The 17,507-nt window shown below is 73.8% G+C and carries 15 protein-coding genes; 3 read left to right on the top strand and 12 right to left on the bottom strand.

Features of this window, described 5'->3' with window-relative positions:
- Window positions 1–195 precede the first annotated feature (195 nt).
- Window positions 196–1,305: an ABC transporter substrate-binding protein gene (locus D3P35_RS06355; RefSeq protein WP_118133643.1), complete on the top strand. Its 1,110-nt coding sequence runs from the start codon at window positions 196–198 to the stop codon at window positions 1,303–1,305.
- 16 nt (window positions 1,306–1,321) lie between these two features.
- Here D3P35_RS06355 and D3P35_RS06360 read toward each other — a convergent pair whose 3' ends face one another.
- From D3P35_RS06360 to D3P35_RS06370, 3 genes are all read right to left on the bottom strand, one after another.
- Window positions 1,322–1,987, bottom strand: a complete 666-nt coding sequence (locus tag D3P35_RS06360) for a flavin reductase family protein (protein WP_118133645.1) — start codon at window positions 1,985–1,987, stop codon at window positions 1,322–1,324.
- Between the two features lie 519 nt (window positions 1,988–2,506).
- Window positions 2,507–3,142, bottom strand: a complete 636-nt coding sequence (locus D3P35_RS06365; RefSeq protein WP_118133646.1) for a 2-dehydro-3-deoxy-6-phosphogalactonate aldolase — start codon at window positions 3,140–3,142, stop codon at window positions 2,507–2,509.
- Window positions 3,143–3,159: 17 nt separating this feature from the next.
- A complete protein-coding gene (locus D3P35_RS06370; RefSeq protein WP_118133648.1) occupies window positions 3,160–4,077 on the bottom strand; it encodes a 2-dehydro-3-deoxygalactonokinase in 918 nt (305 codons plus the stop codon).
- Between the two features lie 291 nt (window positions 4,078–4,368).
- Between D3P35_RS06370 and D3P35_RS06375 the strand changes: the two genes are divergently transcribed.
- Together D3P35_RS06375 and D3P35_RS06380 are read left to right on the top strand one after the other, a co-directional pair.
- Window positions 4,369–5,169: an IclR family transcriptional regulator gene (locus D3P35_RS06375; RefSeq protein WP_118133650.1), complete on the top strand. Its 801-nt coding sequence runs from the start codon at window positions 4,369–4,371 to the stop codon at window positions 5,167–5,169.
- 557 nt (window positions 5,170–5,726) lie between these two features.
- Window positions 5,727–6,956, top strand: coding sequence for an amidohydrolase family protein (locus D3P35_RS06380; RefSeq protein ID WP_118133652.1), 1,230 nt, complete (start codon window positions 5,727–5,729; stop codon window positions 6,954–6,956).
- Window positions 6,957–7,236: 280 nt separating this feature from the next.
- On the opposite strand, the gene D3P35_RS06385 is transcribed toward D3P35_RS06380, so the two are convergent.
- From D3P35_RS06385 to D3P35_RS06425, 9 genes are all read right to left on the bottom strand, one after another.
- Window positions 7,237–8,739, bottom strand: coding sequence for an aldehyde dehydrogenase (locus D3P35_RS06385; RefSeq protein WP_118133655.1), 1,503 nt, complete (start codon window positions 8,737–8,739; stop codon window positions 7,237–7,239).
- 5 nt (window positions 8,740–8,744) lie between these two features.
- On the bottom strand, window positions 8,745–9,104 hold the full coding sequence (locus D3P35_RS06390) for a cupin domain-containing protein (RefSeq protein WP_118133657.1): 360 nt from the start codon (window positions 9,102–9,104) through the stop codon (window positions 8,745–8,747).
- 371 nt (window positions 9,105–9,475) lie between these two features.
- Window positions 9,476–10,768 (bottom strand): glycosyltransferase, encoded by a 1,293-nt coding sequence (locus tag D3P35_RS06395; RefSeq protein ID WP_118133659.1) that lies wholly within the window; start codon window positions 10,766–10,768, stop codon window positions 9,476–9,478.
- A 19-nt stretch (window positions 10,769–10,787) separates the two neighbouring features.
- Window positions 10,788–11,828, bottom strand: a complete 1,041-nt coding sequence (locus tag D3P35_RS06400) for an ABC transporter ATP-binding protein (RefSeq protein ID WP_198670489.1) — start codon at window positions 11,826–11,828, stop codon at window positions 10,788–10,790.
- Window positions 11,825–12,613, bottom strand: coding sequence for an ABC transporter permease (locus D3P35_RS06405; protein WP_118133661.1), 789 nt, complete (start codon window positions 12,611–12,613; stop codon window positions 11,825–11,827). The genes D3P35_RS06400 and D3P35_RS06405 overlap by 4 nt, the downstream gene beginning before the upstream one ends.
- The gene (locus D3P35_RS06410) at window positions 12,606–13,514 is read right to left on the bottom strand and encodes an ABC transporter permease (RefSeq protein ID WP_198670490.1); all 909 of its coding nucleotides are present in this window, start codon (window positions 13,512–13,514) and stop codon (window positions 12,606–12,608) included. The genes D3P35_RS06405 and D3P35_RS06410 overlap by 8 nt, the downstream gene beginning before the upstream one ends.
- 593 nt (window positions 13,515–14,107) lie before the next feature.
- Window positions 14,108–15,172, bottom strand: a complete 1,065-nt coding sequence (locus tag D3P35_RS06415) for a spermidine/putrescine ABC transporter substrate-binding protein (RefSeq protein ID WP_118133663.1) — start codon at window positions 15,170–15,172, stop codon at window positions 14,108–14,110.
- A gap of 520 nt (window positions 15,173–15,692) precedes the next feature.
- Window positions 15,693–16,880 (bottom strand): EAL domain-containing protein, encoded by a 1,188-nt coding sequence (locus tag D3P35_RS06420; protein WP_118133665.1) that lies wholly within the window; start codon window positions 16,878–16,880, stop codon window positions 15,693–15,695.
- A gap of 76 nt (window positions 16,881–16,956) precedes the next feature.
- Window positions 16,957–17,507 (bottom strand): Hpt domain-containing protein (locus D3P35_RS06425; RefSeq protein WP_198670491.1); only part of this gene is annotated, 551 nt, incomplete at its 5' end.

Below are 17,507 nucleotides of genomic sequence, written 5' to 3' on the forward strand. Positions count from 1 at the left end.
TTCCGGTCGCCACGCCCCCCGCCGCGGTGTTCGCCCGACCCCGCGCCGGCCCGGCACCGCGCCCGTCCGCTTCCGGGCCGCCGCCTGTCCCGTGCCCGGCCCGCGCGGGGGCGGGGCGCAGCCGCTTCCGGGCCTGAAGGGCCGCGCGGAACGCCCCTTTCCCGCGCCGGCGCGCGCCCGTCCGGAGGCCTGTCGATGACGCGGTTCGCGGCCCTGCTCTGCCTGCTTGCCCTGGCCTGCGCGGGCGCCGCCGCCCGGGCGCAGGACCACCCGCCGGAGCCCATAGGCCGGCGCGGGCCGGAGCCTGTCGCGCCGGAGGCGGTGGCGCAGTTCGGCGATCTGCGCGACCCGATCGTGATGCGCGGCGCGGTGGACATCGGCGCGATCACCCCGGTGCTGCGCGCCTTCCTCGCCACCCGGGCCGACCTCGGCATCCGCTACGAGCAATGGGGCTCGAACCCGCTGGGAACCGAGACGCGCGCGGGCTGCGCGGGCCGCGCCCCCGCCGCCGACCTGGTGATGAGCTCGGCCGCCGACCAGCAGGTGAAGCTGGTGAACGACGGCTGCGCCCGCGCCCATGTCTCGGAGGCCACGGCCCGGCTCGCCCCGGCGGAGAACTGGCGCAACGAGCTCTTCGGCATCACCCGCGAGCCGGCGGTGATCATCTACAACCGCCGCCTCGTGCGGCCGGAGGAGGCGCCGCGCTCACGCGATGACCTGCTCGACCTGCTGCGCCCCGACCCCACCCGCTTCGCCGGCCGCGTGGGCACCTACGACATCGAGGCCTCGGGCCTGGGCTATCTCTTCGCCTTCGCCGATTCGCAGCAGGCCACCACCTTCGGCAGCCTGCTCGAGGCCTTCGGGCGCACCGGGGCCATCGCCACCTGCTGCTCCTCCGAGATCACCGATGCGGTGATCTCCGGGCGGCTGCTGATCGGCTACAACATCCTGGGCTCCTACGCCCTCGCGCGCGCGGCCACGAACCCGGACCTCGCGGTGGTCGCGCCGCAGGACTACACGCTGGTGCTCAGCCGCGCCGCCTTCATCCCGCGCCAGGCCCGCCACCCGGAGGGGGCGGCGGCGCTGCTCGACTTCCTGCTCTCCGACCGGGGCCGGGCCGAGCTCACCCGCGCCCGGCTCATCGTGCGCTTCGGCGCGCCGGAGGAGGCCGACCTCGACATGCCGGACGGCGCCTCCTCCATCCTGCGGCTGATCCCGCTCAGCGCCGCCCTGCTCGCCGCCGACGACCGGCAGAAGAAGCGGCTCTTCACCGAGCGCTGGCGCGACAACCTGCGCACGGAGTGAGCGGGGCGGGGCAGGCCTACTCCGCCGCGGGCTCGGCGGGCCGCAGCTCCTGCCAGCGCGCGAGGGTCATGGAGGGAAGCTCGAACCGGTCGCGGATGGTGGCATAGCCCTGGCCGCCCATGCGCCCCACCGCATCGAGCCGCGCGGGGTCGATGTGCAGCCGCTCGTTCAGCAGGTCCTCGCGCACATGCATGGTGAGCACCTCGCCCAGCACGATCTCGCGCGAGCGGCCGATGTTGAGCGTGGTGTGGTTGCGGCACTCGAAGGCCACCGGCGCCTCGGCGATGTAGGGGCTGCCCACGCGCACGCCCGGCGCTGCGGTGAGCCCGGCCTCGGCCAGCTCGTCCACCTCCGGCGGAAACGGCAGCGCGGTGACGTTCATTGCCTCCACCGTGGCGAAATCGACGATGTTCACGGTGAATTCCTGGGTGGCGCGGATATTGGCCGCCGTGTCCTTCATGCGCATGTCGGCGTGGTTTTCCACGCCGATGGCCAGCAGCGCGGGGTCGTGCGAGAGCACGTTGAAGAAGCTGTAGGGGGCGGCATTCACCCGGCCTTCGGTGTCGACCGTGGTGATCCAGGCGATGGGGCGGGGCACCACGGAGCCGATCAGCAGCTTGTAGCGCTCCACGGGGGCGAGCGTGTCGAAGTCGAAGCGGCGGCGCGGGGCGGCAGCACTCATGGCGGGGTCCTCATCGGTCTGGGCGCCGCGGCGGCGGCGGCATCACTGTGGCCGGCCCCCCGGGCAGGGGGTGGCAGTACCGGCCCGGTTCTGGCCCGTATGCAAAGGATTGTCAAGATTGTATCCAATATGATGGCCGGAATGTATCGGATCCGCGCCCCATGCCTCATGTCGCTTCCGGTCGATCGGGCCGGGCCCCGCCGCACAGTCCGTCCCGATGGCAAGCTCGATTGGCAGCGCGCGCTGGCGCCCGGAGATCTCCGCCCGCGCGGTGCGGGGGGGGGGGCGGACCGGGCCCGGCCGGACCTGCCTCCGGCAGAGCGGCATCGGCGAGCCGTGGAGCGCCCGCTCGACAGGCGCCTCGCCGGCCCGAAAACGCGGGGCGCGCAGGCGACCGCCGGGGTGCGGCGGAACCGGGGATCCTGCCGGAAGCCCCCGGTTGAAGGGCGCACCCGCGCCGGCCCGTTCCGACCCGACGAGACCGGCCCCCGGGGCGTCCGGCGCCGGAGCGGGGGAGGCTCAGCCGCGGGACAGCGCATCCCAGGCGGCCACGGCGGCGCGGGCGCGCGCGCCCACCTCGGCCGCGGTGTAGCCGGGCTTGTAAAGGCTCGAGCCCAGGCCGAAGGCGCCGGTGCCCGCGGCCACGTACTCGGCGAAATCGGTCTCCGACACGCCGCCCACGGCGCCCACCACCGTGCCCGCCGGCAGCACCGCGCGCAGGGCGCGGATGCCGGAGGGGCCGAGCACGCTCGCGGGGAAGAACTTCAGTGCCGAGGCGCCGGCCTTCAGCGCGGTGAAGGCCTCGGTGATGGTGAACACCCCCGGCATGGTGACCATGCCCAGCGTGGTGGCGCGGGCGATCACCGCGGGCTCGACGTTCGGGCTCACCACCAGGTTGCCGCCAGCGCCGTGCAGCCGGTCCACCTCGGCGGGCTCCAGCACCGTGCCGGCGCCCACGAGGCAGCCTGCCGGGGCCAGCTTTCTCGCGAGCGTGATGGAGCGGAACGGGTCGGGCGAGTTCAGCGGCACTTCCAGCGCCTCGAACCCCGCCTCGACGAGCGCCTCGGCGATGCCCTCGATCTCGTGCGGGGCGACCCCGCGCAGGATGGCGACGAGCGGGCGGCGCGGGGCGGGCCAGGGGGTGCTTGGGGTCATGTCTCGGGTGTCTCCGGTCATCGGGTCTGCCACAGGCGCGTGGCGGCGGCGAAGAGCCCGGCACGCGCCGCGGCGTCCGCATCCACGCGCCGCACGCCGCAGCCGGCAAGGGCAAGGGCTGCCGCGTAGCGCGCGGCGATGGCGCCGGAGGCGATCAGCGTCACCTCCTCCGGCAGGGGAGCGGCGGCGCGGGCCGCGGCGATCTCGGCGCCGATCAGCAGGCCGGAGAGCGTGGCCCCGCCGCTGCCGGGCGCCGCGAAGCCCAGCAGCCCGCCGGCGCGGATGCGGAAGAACTCCGCCACCAGCGCCTCGGGCCGGGCCAGCGCCCGGCGCACCGCGGCCTCGAAGGCCGCCTCGGCCTCCTCGCCTTCCCCCGCGGCCTCCATCGAGTGGCTCAGGATGGTGTGGCGGCTGATCGCCGAATAGAACTCCCCGGTCATCACTGTGGAGAAGCCCTCCACGCGGTCGCCGTCGAGCCGCACCCACTTGGAATGCGTGCCGGGCATGCAGGCGAGGCCGGGGCCGCTGGCGCCGGCGAAGGCGCCGAGAAGCTGGGTTTCCTCGCCGCGCATCACGTCTGGCGCCGCCGGGTCGCGCTGCGCCATGCCGGGCAGGATGCGCACCTCGCGCGCGGCATGCCCCGGCCGGGCCGAGACATCGGCCACCGCGTGCAGCGCCGCCGGCGTGTCGACATAGGGCGCCTCCACCCAGCCCTGCCGCGCGCCGGCCATGCCGCAGACCACCACCGGCAGTCCTTCCGGCGCGCCGAGGGCGGCGAGATGCCCCTCCAGCACCGCGCCGAAGCCTCCTGCCGCGACCTGCGACATGCCCTCGCCGCTGCGCCGCTCGGCCAGCGGCGCGCCGGTGCCGTCGAGCAGCCATATGCGGAAGCTCGAGGTGCCCCAGTCCGCCGCCGCGCAGAAGGCCGCGCTCATTCCGCCGGCCTCCGCGGCGCTTGCGCCGGCCCGTGTCCTGCCCTCACCATGGCTCTCGCTCCCCCGGCTCCGGAGGGAGTCGCGCAAGCGACAGTTCCACTATCCGGAATTGACTTCTGTTATCCGGAACGATAGAAACCTGCGGTGGTGCCTGTCAAGCCGCGGCCCGGGGGGGCGCCGCGGCGGATGTGACGGGGGAGGGGACGGCAGCCTGCCCCGGCGCAGGCCGCCGGCAGGGTGCGGAGCGCGGTTTCGGGCAGGGCCCGGGGCCGGGCGCAGGCGGGAGCGGACATGGGACGACGCGCAGCGGGCGACAGTGGCCCGGAACGGCAGACGGGCACGCTGGGCAAGGCCGTCGAGGTGCTCGAGATCATTGCCTCGGCCGAGGGGCCGATGCGCTTCACCGACATTCTCGCCCGCTCCGACCAGCCGCGCGGCACGCTGCACCGCCAGCTCACGAACCTCGCCGCCGAGGGGCTGGTGACAGCCGACCGCGGGCATTCCTACTCGCTGGGCCTGCGGCTGCTGAAATTCGCCTCCCGCGCCTGGGCCGACAACGCCTTCCGCGCCGTGGCCGAGCCCTACCTGCGCCGCCTGCACGAGGCCACCGGCGAGACCGTGCATCTCGCGGTGCTCGCCGGCGACGAGATGATCTACCTCGACAAGGTGGAGAGCCGGAAGGCGGTGCGCATGCACTCGCAGATCGGCAACACCGCGCCGCTGCACTGCACCGGCGTGGGCAAGGCCGCGCTCTCCACCCTCGAGCCCGACGAGCTGGCGCTGGTGGTGGGCCGGCTGAGCTACGAACGCTTCACCGAGAACACCCTCCCCGGCCCCGGCCCCCTGCTCGACGAGCTCGCCCGGGTGCGCGCCGAGGGCGTGGCCTATGACCGCGAGGAGCACGGCCCCGGTATCCGCTGCGTCGCCGCGCCCATCCCCTCCTCCGGGCGCAGCCGGGCGGCGGGGCTCTCGGTCACCGGCCCGATCTTCCGCGCCGGCGAGGAGCGCATGCAGCTCTGGGCCGGTCTCGTGCGCGATGTCGCCGCCGAGGTGACCGAGGAACTGCGCGCCCGCCTCGGCCCCCGCGCCTGAGGGTGCTTCACGCGATGGACCGGCTCGGCCGGGCGGCACCCCCGCCGTGGCACGGGCCGGGAAGCGGCCCCGCGCGCGGCGCTGCACGGTGCCGCGGGCGCGGGCCGATCCGGCGCCCCCGGGCGAGGGATGCCGACCACCGCTGCGGCGGGAGCGCGGGCGTTCCGGCGCCGGCTTCCCGGTAGCAGGGGCGGCCGGAACCCGGGCGTCAGGCGCCGGGGTGGCAATCGGCCTCGCCTGCGCATGGCTTCCGGCCTGGCCGGATGCCGTCTGCATCACGGTGACGCGACGCGGCCTGGCCGCGGGTGCCGGGTCCGTCCGGCCCGGTGCCCGGGCCTGTTCCGCATGCGGGACGCCGCCTGGCCTGCGTGATGCCCCCCCGATGCCGGCGTGATGCCGGCGGCCGGCGCCCTTCCGGCCCATGCGGACCCGGACCTGTCTCCGGGGCGCCCCGCCCCTACGGGAAGCGCGCAGACGAGGCGGCGCCCGCGCTCGCCCCGGGGCTTTTGCCCGGCGCGTGCCCGTGCCATCAAGGGGCAGGCCAGCAGGGGGACAGAATGGAGTTCGATCTCGTGATCTCGGGCGCGCGCATCGGTGCGGGCCCGCCGGTGGACATCGGCATCCGGGCGGGGCGCATCGCGGCCATCGCGCCGGCTCTCCCGGGGGAGGGGCCGCGCGCCGGGGCCGGCGGGGCCTTCGCCTTCGCCGGCTTCGTGGAGAGCCACATCCACCTCGACAAGGCCTGCATCCTCGAGCGCTGCCCCGTCTGCGAGGGCACGCTGGCGGAGGCGATCTCGGGCACCGCCGCCGCCAAGGCCGCCTTCACCGAGGCGGACGTGGCCGCCCGCGCCGACCGGGTGCTGGAGATGGCCGTGCTGCAGGGCACCACGCGCATGCGCAGCTTCGTCGAGGTCGACCCCCGCGCCGGGTTGCGCTCCTTCGCCGCCCTGACCGCCCGCAAGGCCGCCTGGGGTCAGGCGATCGACCTCGAGCTCTGCGCCTTCGCCCAGGAGGGGCTGACCAACGAGCCCGCCACGCTCGACCTGCTCACCGAGGCGCTCGCCGCCGGGGCCGGCGCCGTGGGCGGCTGCCCCTACACCGACCCCGACCCGGTGGCCCATGTCACCGCCATCCTCGACCTCGCCGAGCGCTTCGACGTGCCGGCGGATTTCCACGCCGATTTCGACCTCGACCCCGAAGGCTCCATCCTGCCCGGGATCATCGCCCAGACCCGGGCCCGCGGCCTCGGCGGACGGGTCTCGGTGGGGCATGTCACGAAACTCTCGGCCATGGCGCCGGAGACGGTGGCGCGGCTCGCGGAGGGGCTGGCGGAGGCCGGCATCGCGGTGAGCATCCTGCCGGCGACCGACCTCTTCCTCGGCGGTCGCGGGGCCGACCGGCTGGTGCCCCGCGGCCTCGCGCCCGCCATGGCGCTGCGGGATGCGGGGGTGACCGTATCGCTCGCGAGCAACAACATCCTCAACCCGTTCACCCCCTTCGGCGACGCCTCGCTGGGCCGCATCGCGAACCTCTACGCCATCGCCGGCCAGGTGGCGACGGACACGGGCCTCGAGGCGCTCTTCGACATGGTGAGCGGCGCCGCCGCCCGGCAGATCGGCGCCGCGCACGGCCTCGCCGAGGGCGCCCCGGCCGACATCGTGCTCATCGACGCGCCCGACGCTGCAACCGCCCTGCGCGGCCCGGCCCCGGTGCTCGCCGGGTGGAAGGCCGGCCGGCAGACCTTCCGGCGCCCGAAGGCGCAGCGGCTTGCCGGCCCGGGGCGCTGACGCATGGGCGCTCCGGCCCGCCGGGTGGTGATGCCGGGCGGTCGGAGCGGGTCTGCGCGGGGCTGTACGGAGACTTCGTCAGACCCCGTTGCGCAACGCGACGCGGAGCAGCGAGGCACGCGGGATGTCGCGGTCACGGGGCCTCACCGCGCGGGCCACGAGGGCGCGGCTCGCTCCGCGCCCTCGGTGCCGCTCCACCCGAGCAGTGCGCGGCGGGGCAGGGCCGGCATGGCGGGGCGCGGAAGGCGCGGCGGGTGATGCCGGTGCCGGGCGCCCGGCCTCAGTCCTCCCGCGGGAAGGCGTCGTCGGGGTAGGGGTACCACCAGTCCTGCACCGCGGGGGCATGGTCGATGATGACCATCTTCGACTGGCGGAAGGCGTCGAGCCCCTGGCGGCCGAGCGCGCGGCCGAGGCCGGAGCTCTTCCAGCCGCCGAAGGGCAGGGCGTCGTTGTCGATCAGCGGGTTGTTGACCCAGACCATGCCGGCCTGCAGCTCCTCCGCGGCCCGCATCGCCTCCGCGAGCTCGGTGGTGAAGACCGAGGCGCCGAGGCCGAACTCGGAGGCGTTGGCAAGCGCCAGCGCCTCCTCGAAACTCTCCACCCGGCAGATGGCGGCGACGGGGCCGAAGACCTCCGTGCGCACGATCTCCATCTCCGGCCGCACGCCGGTGAGCACGGTGGGCTCGTAGAACCAGCCCTCGGGATGCGCGGGCGGCACCCGGCCGCCGCAGACCAGCGTGGCGCCCTCGGCCACGGCCGCGTCGACCAGGCGCATCACCTTCGCGCGCGCGGCCTCCGACACCAGCGGCCCGATCTCGGAGACGCCGGTGCCCGGGCCGATGCGCAGGGCGCCGGCGGCCTTTGCCAGGCGGGCGACGAAGGCGTCATGCACCGCTTCGTGCACGAAGAACCGCTCGGCCGAGGTGCAGATCTGCCCGGAGAGGTGGAACGCCGCGGTGACACAGCCGGGCACCGCCACGTCGAGCGGGGCATGGGCGGTGACGATCATCGCGTCCGAGCCGCCGGCCTCGAGGATGCAGGGTTTCATCCGCGCGGCACAGGCCACGCCCACCGCCTTCGCCGCCGCCACCGAGCCGGTGAAGGCCACGGCATGGGTGTCGGGCGCGGCGATGAGCGCCTGTGCCGTCTCCGCCCCGCCGGTGAGGCAGGAGACGAGGCCGGGCGGCAGCGCGCCCGCGAAATGTGCCATGAAGCGCAGGGTGCACAGGCTGGTGGCCTCGGCCGGCTTCACGATGCAGGCGTTGCCGGCGGCGAGCGAGGCGGCCACCGTCCAGGCCATCAGCAGGATGGGGAAGTTGAACGGCAGGATGTGCACCGACACGCCCAGCGGCTCGTAGCGGGCGAACTGGAAGGAGCCGGCCTGCGTGGTGCCGGCCACCTTGCCGGCCTCGTCGCGCGCCATCTCGGCGAAATAGCGGAAGGCGCCGGCGACATTGGCAAGCTCGCCCTCCGCCTCCGGGTAGGGCTTGCCCATCTCCAGCACCATCTGCAGCGCCACCGCGCGGAAGGGGGTGCGCTCGATGCTGTCTGCCACCCGGTGCAGGGCGGTGGCGCGGGTTTTCGCGTCACACCTCCCCCAGGCGCGCTGCGCGGCCCGGGCCTCGGCGGCCACCTCGGCGGCAAGCTCCGCGCCCACCTGCGCGATGCGGCCCTCGGGGGCGAGGGTGGCGGGGTTCACCACCTCCGTCACCGGGCAGCCGGGCGCCGGCACCCAGGCATTGGCGCGGAAGATCAGGGCGGCATGGGGGTCGAAGCCGGGCATTTCGCTCATCCGATCATGTAGACCTTGCGCACCGTCTCGTGCACCCGGCAGGTGCCCTTCCAGCCCCTGGGGAAGAAGGCGGCAGTGTCGGGCGTGATCTCGATCACCTCGCCGCTCTCATGGGTGTAGGTGCAGCGCCCGGCGAGGAAATGGCAGAACTCGTCGGCGGTCACGTGGCATTCCCAGAAGCCGGGGGTGCATTGCCAGAGGCCGGATTCGGGCCGCCCGCCCGGGCCCTTGTGCAGCAGGATGCCCGAGGTGTGGCTCTGCCCCTCGATCATCGTGGGCACCGGGCCCCAGTCTGTCAGCTCGCGCTGCGCGAGCGGGTCGCGCAGGGTGGGGGCGGAGGAGGGCGTGTCGGTCATGGCGGGATCTCCTGAGGGGGTCATTCAGGTGCTGGGCAGGGTGTCGTGGACGGTGACCACCCCCTGCCAGCCTTCGTGGAAACGGATCACGGCGCCGGGGGCCGCCGCCGGCGGAGCACCCGTGTCGGGGGGTGTAGGTGGCCCGGCCGGCGAGCACGTGGCGCAGCCGCGTCGCGCGGCAGGTCGAGCCGCCAGGAGCCGGGGGTGCAGATCCACAGGCCGGCCTCCCCGCCCTTCCACGTCAGGCGGCCGGAATTGGCCGGGCGCCCGTCGACCGGGTCGAGATGGCCGCCCCGGACCGCGAGGTCCTTGGCCCGGAGGGCGGCGGGCGAGGGATGCGGCGCGCAGGAGGCGAGGCGCGTTGACATCTGTCAACTTTCCAGCAGGCCGTCGATCAGCCCGGCGGCGCGGGTGGGCCCGTGCCGGCCCTGCATGTGCGCCGAGGTGGCGGCAAGGCGGGCCTGCATCGCCTCGTCGGTGAGCATGGCGGTGATCTTCTCCGCCAGCTCCGCCTCCGTCCAGTCGTAGCGCGGCATGCGGAAGCCGTGGCCGGTTTCCTGCACCCGGGTGGCGTTGTCATGCCCGTCCCAGACATAGGGCATGATGATGGCGGGCTTGCCGAAGTAGAGGCACTCGGTGAAGCTGTTGTTGCCGCCGTGGTGGATGGCGCCGTCGATGAGCGGGATGACGGAGGGCTGGGGGTACCAGCTCGCCAGGTGCACGTTGGGTGGCACCGCGCCGTAGCTCTCCATGTAGTCGCCCACGTTCACCAGGGCGCGGATCTCCATCTTGCCCACCGCCGCGATGATACGCTTGAGCAGCTCCGTGTCGCCCGCGCCGAGCGAGCCGAAGCTCACGTAGATCAGCGGCGTGCCTTCGTAGCCGGGGAAGGGCGGCAGCTCGAAGGCGGCGTCCTTGCGCACGCAGCCCTCGAGATACTGGAAGCGCGCGGGGTCGAGCGGGGCGGCGCGCTCGAATTTCACCGGCTCGGGGTAGAGCAGCAGGTTGAGGAAGGGCGAGGCCTCGAAGAACTGGCCCGGCGGGTAGGCCGCCTCGCCGCACTCGGCGAGGAAGGCGTTGAAATCATCGTGGATCGGGCCGATCACCTCGTTGAAGCGCGCGCGGAAGGCGGCGTGGCAGGCCGTGTCCTTCGCGCCGCAGCCCGAGAGATGCGGCGGGATCGCCTCGTCCTCGATCTCGTTTTCCGAGCAGGAGATGATGCGCACCCAGGGGATGCCGGCCTCCGCCGCATGGCGCTTGATGGCGGGGAAGAGGACAACGTTGTCGACGCAGATCAGGTCGGGCTTCAGGCGCGCGAGCAGGGCGGGCAGGTCCTTCTCCGCCCAGCGGGCGCTGTCCACGATCGCCTCCCAGCACTCCTTCACGTAGGTGTCGAGCTGCTCGATGGGGGATTTGCGGAAGTTGGGGATATGGCCGTTGATGAAGTCCTCCCAGAACTTCGCCATCTGCTCGGGCGGCATCGGCTCGGAGAGGTTCACCGGGTGGGCCTCGAAACCGTAGCCCTCGTAGACCCCGGTGAACCCAGGGTCGGAGAGGAACACCGCCCGGTGGCCGAGCGCCTCCACCGCCTGGGCGATGCCCACCGAGTTCAGCGCCGGGCCGAAGGCGGCCTCGGGGAAGAATGCGACGGTCTTTCGGCTCATGTCCTGCTCTCCTCTCCTGTCATGCGGTGAGCACGCGGGCGTCCTCGGGCGCCCAGGTGCAGCTCACGATCTGGCCGGGCGCGAGGCTGGCGGCCTCCGGCGCGCCGGCGGGCAGGCGCACGAGCAGCGCCTGCGCCTGCCCGGGCAGCGCCACATGCAGCCCGAGGTCCTGGCCGTGATAGGCGATCTGCGCCACCGTGCCCGAGAGCGCGCCGGGCCCGAGGCGCAGGCGCTCGGGGCGCAGCGACAGCGCGCAGGGCAGGCCGAGCGGCGCATCGGCGGCGGGCAGCAGGCCCAGCCCCTCCACCGCCACCCCGCCGGGGGCGCCATGGCCCTCGAAGAGGTTGGTCGCGCCGATGAACCGCGCGGCGAAGCGGGTGGCGGGATGCTCGTACAGCTCGCGCGGGCTGGCGACCTGCTCGATGCGCCCGGCGTTCATCAGGGCGATGCGGTCGGCCATCACCAGCGCCTCCTGCTGGTCATGGGTGACGACGACGAAGGTGATGCCCAGCTCGCCCTGCAGGCGCTTCAGCTCCAGCTGCATCTGCCCGCGCAGCCTCGCGTCGAGCGCGGCCAGCGGCTCGTCGAGCAGCAGCACCCGGGGGCGCTTGACCAGCGCGCGGGCCAGCGCCACCCGCTGGCGCTGCCCGCCGGAAAGCTCGGCCGGGCGCCGGGTGGCAAGGGCGGTGAGCTCGGCGGTCTCGAGGATCTCGTCCACCCGCCGGGCGATCTCGGCGCGCGGCAGCCGCTCCATCTCCAGCCCGTAGGCCACGTTTGCCCGCACGCTCATGTGGGGGAAGAGCGCGTAGCTCTGGAACATCAGGTTCACCGGCCGGCGGTGCGGCGGCAGGCTGGTCATGTCCGCCCCGTCGAGCGCGATGCGGCCCGAGGTGGGGCTCTCGAAACCGGCGATCATGCGCAAAAGCGTGGTCTTTCCGCAGCCCGAGGGGCCGAGCAGGGCGAAGAACTCGCCCTCCTCGAGGTCGAGACTCACGTCGGACACCGCCTCGTAAACGCCGAAGCGCCGGCCGAGCCCGCGCAGCGAGACCACCGCGCTCACGGCCGCGCCCCCTGCGGCTGCAGCCGCTGGGAGGCGAGCACGAGGGTGAAGCTCACCAGCATGATGAGCGTGGCCATGGCGTTGATCTCCGGGGTCACGCCGAAGCGGATCATCGCGTAGATGCGCATCGGCAGGGTGGTGGAGCTCTCGCCGGCGCCTGCGGTGAAGAAGGCGATGATGAACTCGTCGAACGACAGGGTGAAGGCGAGCAGCGCGCCGGCGAGCACGCCGGGGAAGATCACAGGCAGGGTGATGCGCCGGAAGGTGGTGAAGGGGGTGGCACCGAGATCGGCCGAGGCCTCGGTGATCGAGTGGTCGAAGCTGCGCAGCCTCGTGCGCACCACCGCGCAGACGAAGGCAATGTTGAACACCGCGTGCGACAGGATGATGGAGTGCAGCCCCAGCGTGACCTCGAGCAGGGTGAAGAAGGAGAGCAGCGCGATGGCGAGCACGATGTCGGGGATGATCATCGGCGCGAAGAGCAGCGCGTCGAGCAGCCCGCGCCGGGCGCGCGCCTCCACCCCCAGCGCGAGCGACGTGCCCAGCGTGGTGGCGATGAGCGTGGAGGCGGCGGCGACGACGAGCGTGTTCAGGGCCGCGGAGAGGATCTCGGGCCGGCGGGCGAGTTCGCCGTACCAGTGCAGCGAGACGCCGGTCCAGGCGGTGGGCAGGCCGGCGCGGTTGAGCGAGAGCACCATCAGCACCGCGATCGGCCCGTAGAGGAACAGGTAGGTGAGCCCGAGATGGGCGCGCAGCAGGCGGCCGGGGGTGCTTCGGTCAGACATCGCGCCCCTCCCGGCCCGCGCGGTTCACCAGCGCCGCCTGGGCGAAGAGCAGCAGCATCATCGCGAGGATGAGGAGGAGCGCGAGTGCGGCGCCGAAGGGCCAGTCCCGCGCGGTGAGGAACTGGTCGTAGATCAGGTTTCCCGCCATCTGGATGCGCCCGCCGCCCAGCAGCTCGGGCGTGATGAAATTTCCCACCGAGAGCACGAAGACGAACACCGCCCCCGCCGCCACCCCAGGCAGGGTGAGCGGCAGCGTGATGCGCGCGAAGCTGCGCCAGGCCGGGGCGCCGAGATCGGCCGAGGCCTCGACCAGCGACCAGTCCATCCGCTGCAGCGAGGCGTAGATCGCCAGCACCACGAAGGGCAGGTAGTTGTAGACCAGCCCGGTCACCACGGCGAACTCGTTGTAGAGCAGGCTCAGCGGCGCCTCGATGAGGCCGATCTCGGCGAGGCCGCGGTTGATCAGCCCCTCGCGGTTGAGCAGCACGATCCAGGCATAGGTGCGGATGAGGTAGTTGCTCCAGAACGGCAGCATCACCAGGAAGAGCAGCCCGGTCTGGCGCCGCGCCGGGGCGCGGGCGATGGCATAGGCCGCCGGGTAGCCGATGAGCAGCGCGACCAGCGTGGCGAGGCCCGCGATGCGCGCGGAGAGGGCGAAGATGCCGAGGTAGAGCGGCTCGGCCGCGCGGGTGAAGTTCTCGGTGGTCAGGACGGGGTCGATTCCGCCGTAGAGCCCGCGCTGGTAGAAGGCGAAGACGAAGACGATGCCGCAGGGCACCAGCATGAAGGCGGTGAGCCAGCCCAGCCCCGGCGCCATCAGCGCGAGGCTGCGCAGCCGCCCGCGCGCGGCCCCTCCGCCGGGCGAGGGCCGCAGGCGGGGGGAGGGGCGCAGCGGGCTCATGCGCGGGCCCCGCCGGACACGGGCCGGCATGAGATCGCGCCGGCCACGGGCTGGGATGACGTCTCGCCGGCTGCCGGTAGGACTGGGGTTTCGTCGGCCGTCGGCCGGCCCGGGGTTGCGCCGGCCAGGGGCCGGCCGGGGGGTGTGCCGGGCCGGCGTGGGGTGCCGCCGGCCGCCGTCCGGCCCGGGCCTCTGCCGTCGGCTTGCCGACACGGGGCGCGCTCGGCCTCCGGCCGGCAGGACCTTCCGGCGGTGGCCGCCCGATATGAGATACTCTCCGCCGCCGCTCGGCATGAGGCTCGGCCGGCCGGGGCCCGGCACGGGGTTCCACTGTCCGGTGCCCGGTGTGGGATTGCGCCCGCCGCCGGCCGGCATGGGGTTTCGTCCGCCACCGGCCGGCATGGGGTTCCGCCGGTCGCGGCCCGGCATGGAGGTTCACCGGCCGCCGGCCGCTCCGGGGGTCCACTCGCCATCGGTCGGCATGGGTTACCGCCGGTCGCGGCCCGCCATGGGGTCTCACCGGCCGCCGGCCGGCAGGGGCTGCGCGCGGGCGGGCACGGCGGCCTGCTGTCAGCTTCGGGCCGCACGGGGGGTCAGTTCGCGGCCATGATCTCGGTGACGGCGCGGGAGTAGAGCCGCTGCCCCTCGCCGAGGTCGCGCAGCGCCTCCTGCCTCATCAGCTCCGAGGGCTGCATGCCGAGGTTGGGGAACAGGTCGTAGAGGCCGGGGTCCGCCGCCTCCATCGCCGCGCGGTTGGGCACCTTGTAGAGGATGTTCTCCACCACCCAGGCCCCGGTCTCGGCGCCGAGCACGTAGTTGATGAAGGCCTGCGCCGCCTCCTTGTTCTCCGAGGCCTCGGGCACGACCATGGTGTCGACCCAGAGGTCGGTGCCCTCCTCGGGGATCACGTAGCGGATGGAACGGTCCTCGGCGATGCCGTAGTTGCACCAGCCGTCCCAGGCATGCACCAGGCTCGCCTCGCCGGAGACGAGCTTGGAGTAGAAGGTCGTGTCGTCGTAGGAAAGCAGGGTCTTCCTGGCCGCGATCAGCGTCTCCTTCACCTCGGCGATGTGCCCGGGGTCGGTGTCGTTCACCGAGAAGCCCTTCGCCAGCAGCCCGGCGGCCATGAGCCAGCGGTCGGTGGAGAGCATGGTCACCCGGCCCTCGAGCTCGGGCGCGGGGGAGAGCAGGTCGTTCCAGCTCGAAGGCGGGTCCTCAACCAGGTCGGAGCGGTAGCACAGCCCGGTGGTGCCCCAGGCGTAGGGCGCGGAGAAGGTGTTGCCCGGGTCGTAGGGCAGCTCCATCGCCTCCGGGTAGAGATTGGCGAAATTCGGCACCAGCCCGGGGTCGAGGGGCGCGAGCAGGCCCATCTTCCCGAGCGCCTCGGCGAAGGGCGAGGAGACGAAGAGCACATCGTAGCCCCGGCCGCCGCCGGCAACCACCTTGCCCATGATCTCCTCGTTGGTGGCATGCAGCGCCACCTCCACCGCGATGCCGGTCTCGGCCTCGAACTTGTCCGGCAGGTCGTCGGGCATGTAGCCGTCCCAGTTGGAGATGACGATCTTCTCCTGCGCCGGGGCGGGGGCGGCGGACAGGGCGACGGATACGGCGGTCAGGGCCAGCGCAGAGAGGCCGGCGGCACGTGCGAACCGGGTCATGCGGCTCTCCTCCTTGTCGTTGCGGCCCCTGTTCTGCGGACCTGTTGCGGCAGGTGCACGGACGGGCCTCGGCGCCCCGCCCCGTGCCCTGCCTTGTGCCACGAGCTTGTCCATTATCCGGAAGTCAGACAATCCGGTTTCTTGCTGCGAGCGCGTAAAATCTGCCCCGCTTCGGGCGCGGGGCGCGCGCGCATGCCCCGGCCGGGCGGCGCCGGGGAGGAGGCGAGACCTGTTCCGCCGCCGGTTTCCGGCCATCGGCGCGGGGATGACGGGATGCCCGCCGCGGAAGGTCGCGGCCCCGGTGCGCGCGGCATCGCTGCCGCGATCCGGGGCCGCGTGCCCGGGGGGCGGCGGTCGCGGGCAGCCGCCCGCGTGGCGGGAAACGGCCGTGCCAGGAGCCCCGGGGAGGGGAGCGCGCGGCGGCTTCAGGGCCCCGCGCGCCGGCGCGCGGGGAGCATGGCCGGGACCATGGGCGCCGTCCCGCCGGCGGCGCCTCCGCCTGCCGGTTCCGCGGCAGAGGTCATACCGCGTGCCAGGCGTCGAATTCCTCGGCCGGCATGGGGCGGGCGACGAAATAGCCCTGCACCATGTCCACCCCGAGCGCGCTCACGCGGTCCCAGTCCTCCCGCGTCTCGGCGCCCTCGGCGACGATGGCGAGGCCGAGGGCCCGGGCGAGCGAGACGCTCGATTCCAGGATGGCCCGGGCGGCGGTGTCATGGGCGGCGCCGGTGACGAAGGCGCGGTCGACCTTGAGCTCGGTGAAGGGGATGCGGCGCAGCTGCTCGAGGGTGGAATAGCCGGTGCCGAAATCGTCGATGGCAAGGCCCACCCCCTTCAGCCGGAGCCGGGTGAGCACCTCCAGCGGCCGGCGCAGGTCGCTCATCAGCCGGCTCTCGGTGAGCTCGATCACCAGCGCGGTGGGGTCGAGCCCGGCGGCGACCGCGGTGTCGACGATGTATTCCGGCAGGTCGAGCCGCTCGAGCGAGAGCACGGAGAAATTGACCGATATCTTGATGTTGCGCCCGGCGGCGAGCCAGCGCGCCCCCTGGCGCACCGCCTTGTCGAACACCACGTCTGTGAGCGCGTTGATCAGCCCGTTCTCCTCCGCGCAGCCGATGAAGGCGGTGGGCGGCACGGCGTGGCCCCGGTGCGTCCAGCGCGCCAGCGCCTCCACGCCCATCACCCTCCCGTCGGACACCCGCACCTTGGGCTGGAAATGCACTTCCAGCGCCCGGCCGGAGATGGCGCCGGCGAGGTCCTGCGCGGTGAAGTCGGAGGTGCCGGTGCGCGGGGCGGCGGGAGGGCCGGCCTCCCCCGCCGCGTCTGCCGGCACCGCCTCCAGCATGGCGCGCAGGGCGTCGGGGGTGATGGGCTTGGCCAGGGCGCCGAGCACCCGCAGCCCGTGCGCCCGCGCGAGCGCCACCGCGGTGTCGAGGATGCGGGCGTCCTCGCCGCTCATCAGCACCACGCTGCCGCCGAACCCGGCCTCCGCCAGGCGGCGGAGAAACTCCGGCCCGTCCATGCCGGGCATGTTGAGATCGCACAGCACGAGGTCGACGCCCGCGATGTCGTTCTCCAGCGCCGCGCGCCCGTCCTCGCAGGTGAGCACCGAGCGCGCGCCCATCACCTCGAGCAGCCGCGTGACCAGCGAGCGCATGAAGGGTTCGTCGTCGACGACAAGGACCGTGAGGCCGAGCATCAGGGACATGGGGCTCTCCGATCGCCCGGGCAGGCGGCCCGGTGCAGGGGGCTGGCGGAAACCATGGTGCGAACGTGCCTCCGGGTCATGAGCTGTACCGTGCGGCGTCCGCGCCCGTCCCGGCGTGCGGGCGGGCCACCCGCGCGTCGATCTCGGCGAGGGCCCCGGCGAGGGCGGGGTCCAGCCGCTCCTGCAGCACGGTGAGGGCCGGCCAGTCGCCGCGCCGGCCGGCGGTCTCGAGCTCCTGGCAGAGGTCGGCGAGCGCATGGGCGCCCACCGCCCGCGCAGAGGAGCGCAGCTTGTGCGCGGCCTTGCACACCGCGTCGGCCGAGCGGGCGGCGAACCCGGCCGCGATCTCGGCCACGATGCCGCGGGCCGGGGCCACGAATTCGCGCAGGATGTCCCGCACGGTGGCCTCGTCGCCGAACATCTCCTGCAGGGCACTGGTGTCGAGGGTGCGGGGCGCGGGGGCCTCGGGCGCATGCAGCATGCCGCCGGGGGCGGGCGCGGCGGCGGGGGGCGGGCCGGTGCGCGGCGGGGGCGCGGCGATCTCGCGGCCGATGGTGCGCGCGAGGTCCTGCAGGCCCGAGAGACTGCCCTCCGGCGGCACGGCGGCGGCGGCGTCCTCCAGGGCGC

This window comes from Oceanicella sp. SM1341 (assembly GCF_003448965.1).
Taxonomy (GTDB): Bacteria; Pseudomonadota; Alphaproteobacteria; order Rhodobacterales; family Rhodobacteraceae; genus Paroceanicella.